Genomic DNA, 12,018 nt, shown 5'->3' on the forward strand with positions numbered 1-12,018 from the left:
CCTCTCACCCTGCGCCCGGCCGCCGCCCGCTTGAAGAGTGCAGAATTAACTGGTGCCAGCGACACCACCACCAGAATCCGGGGATCACGGCCGCAAGGCCCTCGCCGCCTTCCTGCGCTCCCGGCGTGAGCGCGCCGATCCGGACGGGACGGGGCTGCCCGCGGGTGGCCGGCGCCGAACTCCCGGTCTGCGCCGCGAAGAAGTCTCCCTCCTCTCGGGTGTCAGCCTGACCTGGTACACGTGGCTTGAGCAGGGGCGTGACATCAATGTCTCCCCGCAGATCCTGCTCGCCCTGGCCCGGGCGCTGCAGTTGGACGAGGTGGAGCGCGCGCACCTGTTCCGGCTGGCGGGCAGGACCGCGCCCGAGCCGGCCGAGCGGTCCCTCCAAGTGCCGGGCGCCGTACGGGCGTTCCTCGACACGCTGATGCCGAACCCGGCGTTCGTCATCGACCGCTGCTTCGACGTCCTGGCCTGGAACCGGGCCCAGGAGGCCGTCCTCGGCGCCGCACTCCTCGACCGGCCGCGCCGTGAACTCAACAGCGCCTGGCTGCTGTTCAGGGAGCCCGGCGTCCGCGCCCTGATGCCCGAGTGGGAGGCGGAGACGGAATGGATGGCGGGCCTGCTGCGCCAACAGGCGGCATACGAACTGGACAACCCGCGCTTCGCCGAGCTGATCGACGAACTGACCACCACCAGCCCTCACTTCGCGCGCCTGTGGGAAGCACACGAAGTGGTGGAGTTCCGCTCCTCCGTGCGCCACTACCGCCACCCCTCCGCGGGTGACATCGAGGTGTCGTTCGTACGGCTCGCGGTGCAGGAGGCGCCCTGGCTGAGCCTGGTCTGTCACTTCCCGGAGCCGGGCAGCGAGTCGGAGAGGCGGCTGCGCGGGCTGGTTACGCTTCCTCAATGACCACCACGCCAGACTTCGCCACGTACCTCGCCGGACTCCCCCGCATCCTCGCCGGGGCCGCCGCGCTCTTCCGCGACACCGAGGGCAACGTCCTGCTCGTCGAGCCCAACTACCGTGAGGGCTGGGCCCTTCCGGGCGGCACCATCGAGTCGGACGACGGCGAGACACCTCGCCAGGGCGCGCGCCGGGAGACGCTGGAGGAGATCGGCCTCGACGTCGAACTCGGCCGGCTGCTCGCCGTGGACTGGATCTACCACGGGCCGGACTACCCGCCGCTGGTGGCCTACCTCTACGACGGCGGAGTCCTCACGGCGAACGACCTCAAGTCGATCCGGCTCCAGGAGGAGGAACTCCTGTCCTGGCGCCTCGTCCCGCGCGACGAACTCACCGAGTACCTGCCGGGTTCCCTGGGACTCCGCGTCCTGGTCGGCCTCGACGTACTGGCGGAGGGGTCGGGAACGGCGGAGTTGGAGAACGGACGGCGGGTGGGCTGAGCCCCTGCCCGACGGCCCCGCCGGCACTCAGCCCTCGACCTCGCGGCGTTTCACGGCCACCTCGCGCCGCGCTTCGTCGCGGGCCTCGGCCCTGGCCCCGGTGCGGTGGCCGCGCTGAATGTGGTCGCGGACGACGAGTCACGGCGTCCTGCGGTGCACCCCGAACATCCGTCCGGACGAGGCAAGGAGCCCACCGCACCGATGACCGGCCCTTCCCCCGTGGACGACGACCGCGGTTGTCTGCGTCTGGTCCTCGCCGTACCGCTCGTCCTGCTCACCCTCGTCGCCGCGCTGTGCTGCTGGACGGCGCTGGCCATCCGCCCGTCGGGGCCCTGGGACGACGACGCGTACGCCGGGATCGTGCTCTCGTGCGTCCTCGCGATCGGTGCCGCCGGTGCGGTGGTGGGGGTGTGCCTGCTGCCGTCCGTGCGGCGGATCATGGGCTGGTGGTGGACCGGCCCGGCCGTTCTGGCCGGCGCGGTCGCGGCGATCCGCTGGGCGACGGGCGGCTGATATCCGTTCGCCTCCCGGCGCCCGGGCGACCTACCCTCGGCCCATGAACAAGCCTCTCGTCGCCCTCCTGAGTGGCGCGGGCATCTCCACCGACTCCGGGATCCCCGACTACCGCGGTCCGGGCGGGGTGTGGCGGCGGGATCCCGAGGCCGAGAAACTCGTGACGTACGAGTACTACATGGGCGACCCCGAGATCCGGCGCCGGTCGTGGCAGCTGCGGCGGAAGAACCGCACGCTCCAGGCCGAACCGAACGCCGCGCACCGGGCCGTCGCCGAGCTGGAGAAGTCCGGCGTACCCGTGCGGGTCCTCACCCAGAACGTCGACGGGCTGCACCAGCTCGCCGGCCTGCCCGCCCGCAAGGTGCTCGAACTGCACGGCACCGCACGGGAGTTCAGCTGCACCGGATGTCATGCGCGCGGGCCGATGCAGGACGCCCTCGCCCGGGTCGCGGCCGGCGAGGCGGATCCGCCGTGTCTGGAGTGCGGCGGCATCCTGAAGTCGGCGACCGTCTTCTTCGGCGAACGGCTCGACCCCGTCGTCCTCGGCGAGGCCGTCGCCATCACCAAGGCCTGCCAGGTCTTCATCGCCGTCGGCAGCAGCCTCCAGGTCCAGCCCGCCGCCGGACTCGCCGGCGTCGCAGCCGACCACGGAGCCCGGCTGATCATCGTCAACGCCGAGCCGACGCCCTACGACGAACTGGCCGACGAGGTCGTACGGGAGCCGATCGGGACGGCGCTGCCCGACTTGCTGCACCGGCTCAGCCAGGAGCAGGACTCCTAGCCTCCGACGGCATCGACGGTCTGGACCGCTCCGACGAAATTCGCCCGGATCACGTCCACGCCCGCTTCCTCGAAAGCCGTCCAGGCCGCGGCGCCGGGCACCGCGTTGGTCACGACGACATCCAGGTCCTCCGGACCGCAGATCTTCACCATGCCGGTTCCGGGGAACTTGGTGTCGTCGACGAGCAGCGCCACCTTGTCGCTGGCGGCGATCATGGCTCGTCTGGCCGGCACTTCGGCGACCGTGGTGTCCATGACCTGAGCACTCGCGCGGACCCCGCAGGCTCCCATGAAGAGCCAGTCGGCGTGCACCTGGCGAAGGTTGTCCTCCGCCATGAAGCCGTCCAGCATGCGCGACTCCCGTACGACCATGCCGCCGAGCAGCATGAGCTGGACGTGCTCGTCCTGGACGAGTTCCTCGTACACCGCCAGGTTGTTGGTGACCACGGTGATCCGGCGCCCGTGCAACCGACGGGACAGCCGGTGAACCGTCGAGCCGGAGTCCAGGATGATCGACTGGCCGTCCTCGATCATCCTGGCCGCCTCGGCGGCTATGGCGTCCTTGGCGTCCACCTGGGCCTCGGCAGCCTCGGTGAACGGCGCGGGGGCCTCCTCCACGACCGCTCCGCCATGAACCCGTGTGAGCAACCCGTCCGCTTCCAGCTTGAGGAGGTCACGACGGATTGTCGCGGGACTGACGTCCAGGTGGTCGGCGAGACCCGTCACGGTGACAGTGCCGCCGGATCTCAGGGCCCGCAGGATGAGTTGATGTCGTTGTTCGGCCAGCACGCGACAGGACACTACACGGACCGGTCGAGCGACCCCTTCCAACTCCTTTGCCCGCAAAGCACTTTGGCGGGATCGGGCGCCCTTCGGGTGAACGCTCAGAAAAGCGCCGCCCCGCTCTCGAAGTCCAGCAGCCGCTGTTTGCGGTCCAGGCCGCCGCCGTAGCCCGTGAGGCTGCCGTTGGCGCCGACGACGCGGTGGCAGGGGACGATGATGCCAATGGGGTTCTTGCCGTTGGCGAGGCCGACCGCACGGGAGGCGCCCGGGTTGCCGAGGGCGTCGGCGAGGTCGCCGTAGGAGCGGGTCTCGCCGTAGGGGATGCGGCGGAGCTGGTCCCAGACCGTGCGCTGGAACGGGGTTCCGTGCAGGCGCAGTTCGAGGGTGAACTCCTTCAACTCGCCCGCGAAGTACGCCTGTAGTTGGGCGGTCGTTTCGGTGAAGGCGGTGTCGTCGGGGGTGCCGAAGGACTCCTCCGGGGGACGGTGGCGCTGGTCGACCATGTAGAGGCCGCAGAGGGCGCCGTCGTCGTCCGCGACGAGGGTCAGTGGGCCGTAGGGGCTGTCGACCACGGTGTGGTGCTTGGTCATTTCTGTTTTCCCTTACGCAGGAAGGAAGTTGATCGGGTGGGTGTCCGTCGCCCACAGGTACTGGACCGCGTACGCCCGCCACGGCCGCCAGGCCGCCGCCCGGGCGGTGAGCGCGGCCGGGGTCGACGGGAGGCCCAACTCCTGGGCGGCGCGGCGGATTCCGAGGTCGGTGGGGAGGAAGGCGTCGGGGTCGCCGAGGGCGCGCATGGCGATGACGTCGACCGTCCAGGGGCCGAAGCCGGGGAGATTCAACAGTCGGACGCGCGTCTCCGACCAGTCGCTCTCCACTCCCAAGTGGAGTGTGCCGTCGGCCAGTTGGGCGATCAGGGTGGTGAAGGTGGTGCGGCGGGTGAGCGGCATCGCCAGGGACTCCGGGTTCACCGCCGCCAGTGCCTCGGGGGAGGGGAAGAGGTGGGTCAGGCCGCCCTCGGGGTCGTCGAGCGGTTCGCCGTGGGCGGTGACCAGGCGGGCCGCGTGGGTGCGGGCCGCCGCCGTGGAGACCTGCTGGCCGAGTACGGCTCGTACAGCGAACTCGGCCTCGTCGACCGTGCGCGGGACGCGTCGTCCCGGTGCCTTGTCCACCAGTGGTGCCAGTACGGGATCGGTTCGCAGCTGCTCGTCCACCGCGACCGGGTCCGCGTCCAGGTCGAGCATGCGGCGGCAGCGGCTGATGGCCACGGGCAGGTCGCGCAGGTCGCTGAGGGTGAGGCGGCAGGCGATGTGGTCGGAGCGGGGGGTGAGGGACGCGATGCCGTGGCCGTAGGGGAGGCGGAGGGTGCGGCGGTAGGCGCCGGCCCGCCACTCCTCCACGCCCGGTACGGCGGTCGCCGCCAGGTGGCCGAAGAGGTTGTCGGGGTTGAGCGGGGCGCGGAACGGCAGGCGGAGGGTGAGTGTGCCCGGGGTGAGGACGGTCGTCCTCGGGCGCCTGTTGCGCAGCTCGCTCGGTGTCAGGGCGAAGACCTCGCGCACGGTGTCGTTGAAGGTGCGGATGGAGGAGAAGCCGGCGGCGAAGGCGATCTCTGCCATCGGGAGCGCGGTCGTCTCGATCAACAGTCTTGCCGTCTGGGCGCGTTGGGCGCGGGCCAGGGCGAGGGGGCCGGCGCCGAGTTCGGCGAGGAGCTGGCGTTCGATCTGCCGGGTGCTGTAGCCGAGGCGGGCGGCGAGGCCGGGGACGCCCTCGCGGTCCACGGTGCCGTCGGCGATCAGGCGCATCGCGCGGGCCACCAGGTCGGCCCGCTGGTTCCACTCCGGGGAGCCGGGGCTGGTGTCCGGGCGGCAGCGCTTGCAGGCGCGGAACCCCGCCTGCTGGCAGGCCGCCGCGCTCGGGTAGAACGTCATGTTCTCCGGCTTGGGCGGTACGACCGGGCAGCTGGGCCGGCAGTAGATGCGGGTGGTCAGGACGGCGGTGAAGAACCAGCCGTCGAAGCGCGCGTCCTTGGACTGGACGGCGCGCACGCAGCGCTCCGTGTCGGTGTGCATCCCGTTCTGCATGTGTCCAGCATCCGATACGGGGTGGGCCGGGGCTGGCGGGAATCCGACATCGACGTCGCGTGGCCTGCTCCTCGCCCGGGCCCGTGCCGGTGAGGGCCGCGCTTATCGGTTTGTGGTGCGAGACGCGGCTTTGTAGCGTCGACCTCCGTGACCCCTCCCTCACCCTCGCACAGCGCCGACTCCCTCCCGGCCCGCCTCGACGCGGCCCGGAGCGACTACGAAGCCCTCCTCGCGAAGAAGCTGTCCCTCGACCTGACCCGCGGCAAGCCCTCCGCACGGCAGCTCGACCTGTCCGCCGAACTGCTCTCGCTGCCAGGCGACCGCTACACCGCCGCCGACGGCACGGACTGCCGCAACTACGGGGGCGCGGAAGGGCTGTCGGAGCTCCGGGAGATCTTCTCCGGGTTCCTCCAGGTACCGGCCGGACAGCTGCTCGCCGTGGGCAACTCCAGCCTGGAGCTGATGCACGACTGCCTGGTGCACGCGCTGCTCGGCACGCTGCCCGGGGCGGCGGGCCGCTGGGCCGACGAGGAGCGGGTCGCGTTCCTGTGCCCGGTCCCCGGCTACGACCGGCACTTCGCGCTGTGCGAGCGGTTCGGCATCGAGATGATCCCGGTGCCGATGACCGCCGAGGGTCCCGACATGGACGTGGTGGAGCGCCTGGTCGCCGACGATCCGGCGGTCAAGGGCATCTGGTGCGTGCCCAAGTACAGCAACCCGGACGGGACTTGCTACAGCGACGAGACCGTACGACGGCTCGCCGCGATGCCGACGGCGGCGCCCGACTTCCGGATCTTCTGGGACAACGCCTACGCCGTGCACCACCTCACCGAGGAGGAGGTGGAGATCGCCGACCTGTTGGCGGCCTGCGCCGAACACGGCAGCCCCGACCGGGTCTTCGTCTTCGGGTCCACCTCGAAGATCACGCTCGGCGGTGCGGGCGTGGCGTTCTTCGGCTCGTCCCCGGCCAACGTGGCCTGGCTGCGCGGCTACAGCGCCAAGCGCTCCATCGGACCCGACAAGGTCAACCAGCTTCGGCACGCGATGTTCCTGCGCGATCCGGACGGGGTGCGCGCCCATATGCGCAAGCACCGCGAGCTGCTGCGGCCGAAGTTCGACACCGTGCTGCGCATCCTCGCCGACCGGCTGGGAGACACCTCTCTCGCCACCTGGTCGACGCCCAGGGGCGGTTACTTCATCACCCTCGACGTCCCCGAGGGCTGCGCCCGCGAGGTGGTGCGCCGCGCGGCGGACGCCGGTCTCGCCCTGACCCCGGCGGGCGCCACCCATCCGTACGGCGACGACCCCCAGGACCGTACGATCCGGATCGCCCCCTCCTTCCCGGACGCCTCGGAGATCGAGGAGATCATCGACGGGGTGGCCACCTGCGTACGGCTCGTCGGCTACGAAAAGCTGCTGGCGGACGCGAGTTGACCCGACGCGGGACACCGCACACCGGACGGTCCGGAGGTGTGCGGTACCTCACGCCACGGTTACAAATCGCTCAACCTCTGGTTGCGAGGCGGTGAGCAGTCCACGATGGGGACATGACCCTGGCCGAGAGAGCCATGCAGCGACTGACAGGCTGGCCCGACCTCAGTCCGGGCCCGGCCAGCTGTGGCACGGGGCGGGCGCTGCGGTCCGTCCACAGCGAGATCGTGCATTTCCACTCCGACCACGATGTGGACCTGCATCTCACCGTCGGGGCCATCCTCCGGTTCCACCATGATCTCAGCGAGTCGACGGCGATCCGGATCATCCCGGGCTCCCGCTGGGTGACCGTCCACCTGGACTGCGAGACGGACGTCGACCTGCTGCTGAGCCTGGTCAGCGTCGCCCTCAAAGCACATGCGGGCGGGCCCCCTTCCGGGAACCCGCCCATGACCGGCTGCAACTTCCACCGGGTGACGCTGGTGCCGCGCGACGGCGACTAGGACCGGTCCAAAAGGGCCTCGCCCCTAGAACACCGCCGCCGTGTCGTCCTCCCCCGCCTCCAGGAGCGTGGCCGCCGCGCCCACGATGCGCGGGTCGGGGCTGCCGACGACCTCCTCGTCCTTGTCGGCGTAGTCGAAGCGGGCCAGGACGCTGCGCATGGCCTCGACGCGGGCCCGCTTCTTGTCGTTGCTCTTCACCACGGTCCAGGGCGCCTGCTCGGTGTCGGTCTCCCGGAACATGGCGACCTTGGCGGCGGTGTAGTCGTCCCAGCGGTCCAGCGAGGCCAGATCCATCGGGCTGAGCTTCCACTGCCGTACGGGATCCACCTGGCGGATCGTGAAACGGGTGCGCTGTTCACCTTGTGAGACGGAGAACCAGAGCTTGATCAGGTCGACGCCGTCGTCCGTCAGCATCCGCTCGAACAGCGGGGCCTGGCGCATGAAGCGGCGGTACTCGTCCTCCGAGCAGAACCCCATCACGCGCTCCACTCCGGCCCGGTTGTACCAGGACCGGTCGAACAGCACGATCTCGCCCGCGGTCGGCAGGTGCTGGACGTAGCGCTGGAAGTACCACTGACCGCTCTCGCGCTCGCTCGGCTTCTCCAGGGCGACCACGCGGGCGCCGCGCGGGTTGAGGTGCTCGGTGAACCGTTTGATCGTGCCGCCCTTGCCGGCCGCGTCCCGTCCCTCGCAGACGATGACGAGCCGGCGTCCGGTCTCCTTGATCCAGCGCTGGAGCTTCAGCAGTTCGATCTGCTGGAGCCGCTTGTGCCAGTCGTACTCCTTGCGCTCCATGCGCTGTGCGTACGGGTAGTTCTCGCGCCAGGTGTCCACCGGGCTGCCGTCGGGCCGGATCAGCACCGGGTCGTCCTGGTCCGTGTAGTCGACGCGCAGCCCCGACAACAGTTCGGTCATCCCGGCCTCCTCTCGATGCGGTTCAGTGATCAGCGGTGTTCAGTGGAACTGCGGCACGATGAGATATATGCCGTATGCCACGACAGCCGCACAGGCGAGAAAGCACAACCCCGCCTGGGCGAGTCCGAGGGCATGGGTGCCGCCGTCCTGTTCGCGGGCGGTCTCGACCTGGGCGATGCCGAGCACCCCCAGCGCGAAGACGACGACCACACCGACGGTCACTCCGACACTCACCGCGAAGACCTCGCCGAGGGCGTTCCAGTCCAGGCTCATGGCTCAACTCCCTTGATTCAGGCGGCCGTACGGACGTCGGTGGACGCGCCGCCGCGGATGGTGACCTCGTGGGTCTCGTTGACGTTGTCGGCGTGCACGGGGTTGCGGCGCGAGGCGATCACGATGAATCCGGCCACGGCGGCGGCGATCAGCGCGATCAGGGCCGTACCGAGGTTGCCGCCGTGCTTGACGACGGTCGCGGACAGACCGCCGACCGCGGCGGCGGCCGGAAGGGTGACCAGCCAGGCGATGACCATGCGGCCGGCGGTGCCCCAGCGCACCTCGGCGAGGCGGCGGCCGAGGCCCGCGCCCAGGATGCCGCCGGAGCAGACCTGGGTGGTGGAGAGCGCGAAGCCGAGGTGGGCGGAGGTGAGGATGACGGTGGTGGAGGCGGCCTCGGCCGCGAAGCCCTGCGGGGACTGGATGTCGGTGAGGCCCTTGCCCATCGTGCGGATGATGCGCCAGCCGCCGATGTAGGTGCCGAGGCCGATCGCGAGGCCCGCCGAGGCGATGACCCACACCGGCGGACCGGCGTCGTGGCCGAGCGCGCCGACAGAGATCAGGGTCAGGGTGATGACGCCCATCGTCTTCTGCGCGTCGTTCGTGCCGTGCGCGAGGGAGACCAGCGAGGCCGAGGCGATCTGGCCGAGCCGGAAGCCCTTGGTGACCGATTCCCTGCGGGCCCGGGCGGTGATCCTGTAGGCCAGGTAGGTGGCGAGGAGAGCGGCGATTCCGGCCACGAGCGGGGAGGCCACCGCGGGGATCAGGATCTTCTCCACGACCTTGTCGAAGTGGACCCCGTTGCTGCCCGCGCCGACCCAGACGGCACCGATCAGGCCACCGAAGAGGGCGTGCGAGGAGCTGGACGGCAGCCCGAGCAGCCAGGTCAGGAGATTCCAGAGGATCGCCCCGACGAGCCCCGCGAAGATCATCCCCGGCGTGACCAGGGTGTCGTCGACGATGCCGCCGGAGATCGTCTTGGCGACTTCCGTGGAGAGGAAGGCGCCGACGATGTTGAGAGCTCCACTGATCAGAACCGCCGTCTTGGGCTTCAGCGCCCCGGTGGCGATGGACGTGGCCATCGCGTTGGCGGTGTCGTGGAATCCGTTGGTGAAGTCGAAGGCCAAGGCCGTGACGATGACGACCGCCACGAGGAACGTGATGTGGTCCATCGCTCGATGGAAGCAATCGAAGGCGTACATTCGGCCAACCGGAGGCCAAATCCAGGCATGGCCCGGTCAACGTAGACCTACGCACGGGCCCACTCCGACCCTCGTTCGCACCTTCCTCCACTTCATCCGCACACTTCCTTCTTTTTATGGCATGGCCCGGTCAAATCTGCGAAGCTTCCCCCGCGATCACGCACCAGCTACGCGCGTTCCCGAGGCCACCCACCGGCACACCCAGTCCGGCCGGGCGGCCACCGAGCAGGCCGGGATCCCGGCCGCCGTATAAGGAGTTCCGTGTGAGACCGACCCCCCACAAGGCCCTCGCAGCCGGCGTCTTCACCGTCGCCGCGGTGGCCGCCCTCTCGCTCCCCGTCACCCCGGCCGCCGCCTCCGCACCGTCCGCGGCCCCCGTGGCCGCCGCCTGCGCCCCGGCGCAGGTGGTCGCCAACGGCGGCTTCGAGAGCGGCACTTCGTCCTGGACCCAGTCCTCGACGACCGTCATCACCAGCCGCACCGGGCAGAGCGCCCACGGCGGCACCAGCTTCGCCTGGCTGGACGGCACCGGCGGCACGCACACCGACACGCTCTCCCAGAGCGTGACGATCCCGTCGGGCTGCGCCAGCGCCACGCTCACCTTCTGGCTGCACATCGACACCGCCGAGACGACCTCGTCCACCGCGTACGACAAGCTCACGGCGAAGATCGGCAGCACGACGCTGGCGACCTACTCGAACCTGAACAAGGCCACCGGGTACGTCCAGAAGTCGTTCGACGTGTCGTCGTTCGCGGGCCAGACCGTGAGCCTCGCCTTCTCCGGCGTCGAGGACTCCAGCCTCCAGACCAGCTTCGTCCTGGACGACATCGCCCTCAACACCTCGGGCGACACGGCCCCGCCGGCCGACTCGACACGCACACCGGCCGCCCCGGCGTACACCGTGAGCCTGAGCAGCAACACCGCCGGAACGGTCTGGACCGGTCACGAGAGCACGACCTTCACCAACGCCTCGGCGACCCCGCTCACCGAGGTGTACCTGCGGCTGTGGGACAACTACCACGGCACCTGCTCCGCCCCGCCGATCACGGTCACGAACGTCACCGGCGGCACCGCGGGCGCCCTCTCGGTCGCCTGCACAGCCCTCCAGATCGCGCTGCCGACCCCGCTCGCACAGGGTCAATCGACCACGATCGGCTTCGACTTGGGGATCACCGTCCCGAGCGGCGCGGACCGGTTCGGCTACGACGGCGCGTTCAGCATGATCGGCAACGCGCTGCCGGTCCTCGCGATCAAGGACGGCTCGGGCTGGCACCTGGACCCGTACACGAACAACGGCGAGTCCTTCTACTCCCTGGCCGCCGACTTCAAGGTGACCCTGGACCACCCGAGCACCCTGCTGGTCCCGGCCACCGGCACCTCGGTCGACACCCCCGGCACCAGCGGCCGTACGGTGACCACGGCCACCGCGTCCAAGGTCCGCGACTTCGCCTGGGCGGCGGGCCCGTTCACCAAGATCTCGGGTACGTCGACGGCGGGCACCCCGATCAACATCTACTCGGTGACGGGCATCAGTTCGGCCAACGCCCAGTCGATGCTCACCACGGCCAAGTCGGCAGTCGACGCCCACGCGGGACGCTTCGGCGCCTACCCGTACGGCGAGTTGGACGCCGTCATCGACAACAACTTCTGGTTCGGCGGCATGGAGTACCCCGGCTTCGTCCTCGACCTGGTCAGCACCACGGCGCTCACCCATGAGATCGGCCACCAGTGGTTCTACGGCATCGTCGGCGACGACGAGTACAACAGCCCGTGGCTGGACGAGGCGTTCACCGACTACGCCACCGACCTGGCCCAGGGCCTGACCGGCACCAACTGCTGGAACAACGTCTCCTGGGCGTCCTCGGCGGAGAACATCACCAACTCCATGGCGTACTGGGACGCCCACTCGTCCCGCTACTCCACCGTCGTCTACGGCTACGGCAAGTGCGCCCTGCACGACCTGCGCCGCACCCTCGGTGACACCGTGATGGCCAAACTCCTGAAGGACTACGCCACTTCGCACTGGTACGGCGTCTCGACCACGGCCGAGTTCAAGGCGGCGGCCCAGGCCGCGACGACCACGGACCTGACGTCGTTCTGGACTACGCACCGCATCGTCGGCTGACCTGACT

General features: G+C 70.0%; 13 protein-coding genes. 7 read left to right on the plus strand and 6 right to left on the minus strand.

Annotated elements, in window-relative coordinates:
• Positions 1-52: 52 nt before the first annotated feature.
• The 4 genes from ACQHII_RS09745 (at position 53) to ACQHII_RS09760 (ending at position 2,698) form a co-directional block, all read left to right on the plus strand.
• Positions 53-910, plus strand: coding sequence for a helix-turn-helix transcriptional regulator (locus tag ACQHII_RS09745; protein WP_427918904.1), 858 nt, complete (start codon positions 53-55; stop codon positions 908-910).
• The gene (locus ACQHII_RS09750) at positions 907-1,404 is read left to right on the plus strand and encodes an NUDIX domain-containing protein (RefSeq protein ID WP_427918905.1); all 498 of its coding nucleotides are present in this window, start codon (positions 907-909) and stop codon (positions 1,402-1,404) included. The genes ACQHII_RS09745 and ACQHII_RS09750 overlap by 4 nt, the downstream gene beginning before the upstream one ends.
• A 201-nt stretch (positions 1,405-1,605) precedes the next feature.
• The gene (locus ACQHII_RS09755; protein ID WP_427918906.1) at positions 1,606-1,917 is read left to right on the plus strand and encodes a hypothetical protein; all 312 of its coding nucleotides are present in this window, start codon (positions 1,606-1,608) and stop codon (positions 1,915-1,917) included.
• A 43-nt stretch (positions 1,918-1,960) separates the two neighbouring features.
• Entirely contained in the window at positions 1,961-2,698 is a 738-nt protein-coding gene (locus ACQHII_RS09760) for an SIR2 family NAD-dependent protein deacylase (protein ID WP_427918907.1), read from the plus strand.
• On the opposite strand, the gene ACQHII_RS09765 is transcribed toward ACQHII_RS09760, so the two are convergent.
• The 3 genes from ACQHII_RS09765 to ACQHII_RS09775 form a co-directional block, all read right to left on the minus strand.
• Complete coding sequence (locus ACQHII_RS09765; RefSeq protein WP_427918908.1) at positions 2,695-3,486, minus strand: DeoR/GlpR family DNA-binding transcription regulator; 792 nt, start codon at positions 3,484-3,486, stop codon at positions 2,695-2,697. The genes ACQHII_RS09760 and ACQHII_RS09765 overlap by 4 nt on opposite strands.
• Before the next feature lie 95 nt (positions 3,487-3,581).
• Entirely contained in the window at positions 3,582-4,070 is a 489-nt protein-coding gene (locus ACQHII_RS09770; RefSeq protein WP_427918909.1) for a methylated-DNA--[protein]-cysteine S-methyltransferase, read from the minus strand.
• A 12-nt stretch (positions 4,071-4,082) separates the two neighbouring features.
• Positions 4,083-5,561 (minus strand): AlkA N-terminal domain-containing protein, encoded by a 1,479-nt coding sequence (locus ACQHII_RS09775; RefSeq protein WP_427918910.1) that lies wholly within the window; start codon positions 5,559-5,561, stop codon positions 4,083-4,085.
• A 147-nt stretch (positions 5,562-5,708) separates the two neighbouring features.
• Here ACQHII_RS09775 and ACQHII_RS09780 point away from each other — a divergent pair, with 147 nt between their 5' ends.
• Together ACQHII_RS09780 and ACQHII_RS09785 are read left to right on the plus strand one after the other, a co-directional pair.
• Positions 5,709-6,995, plus strand: coding sequence for an aminotransferase class I/II-fold pyridoxal phosphate-dependent enzyme (locus ACQHII_RS09780; RefSeq protein WP_427918911.1), 1,287 nt, complete (start codon positions 5,709-5,711; stop codon positions 6,993-6,995).
• 113 nt (positions 6,996-7,108) lie between these two features.
• A complete protein-coding gene (locus ACQHII_RS09785; protein ID WP_019071279.1) occupies positions 7,109-7,495 on the plus strand; it encodes a luciferase family protein in 387 nt (128 codons plus the stop codon).
• A gap of 24 nt (positions 7,496-7,519) precedes the next feature.
• On the opposite strand, the gene ppk2 is transcribed toward ACQHII_RS09785, so the two are convergent.
• The 3 genes from ppk2 to ACQHII_RS09800 are packed head-to-tail and all read right to left on the minus strand — an operon-like array spanning position 7,520 to position 9,855.
• Positions 7,520-8,410 (minus strand): polyphosphate kinase 2, encoded by an 891-nt coding sequence (gene ppk2, locus ACQHII_RS09790; protein ID WP_427918912.1) that lies wholly within the window; start codon positions 8,408-8,410, stop codon positions 7,520-7,522.
• Positions 8,411-8,449: 39 nt separating this feature from the next.
• A complete protein-coding gene (locus tag ACQHII_RS09795) occupies positions 8,450-8,683 on the minus strand; it encodes a hypothetical protein (protein WP_362984257.1) in 234 nt (77 codons plus the stop codon).
• Positions 8,684-8,700: 17 nt separating this feature from the next.
• Positions 8,701-9,855, minus strand: a complete 1,155-nt coding sequence (locus ACQHII_RS09800) for an inorganic phosphate transporter (protein ID WP_427918913.1) — start codon at positions 9,853-9,855, stop codon at positions 8,701-8,703.
• Positions 9,856-10,148: 293 nt separating this feature from the next.
• Here ACQHII_RS09800 and ACQHII_RS09805 point away from each other — a divergent pair, with 293 nt between their 5' ends.
• On the plus strand, positions 10,149-12,011 hold the full coding sequence (locus tag ACQHII_RS09805; protein WP_427918914.1) for a M1 family aminopeptidase: 1,863 nt from the start codon (positions 10,149-10,151) through the stop codon (positions 12,009-12,011).
• The last annotated feature ends 7 nt before the right edge of the window (positions 12,012-12,018 follow it).

Source organism: Streptomyces sp. cg40 (genome assembly GCF_050320165.1).
Lineage (GTDB): Bacteria > Actinomycetota > Actinomycetes > Streptomycetales > Streptomycetaceae > Streptomyces > Streptomyces hokutonensis.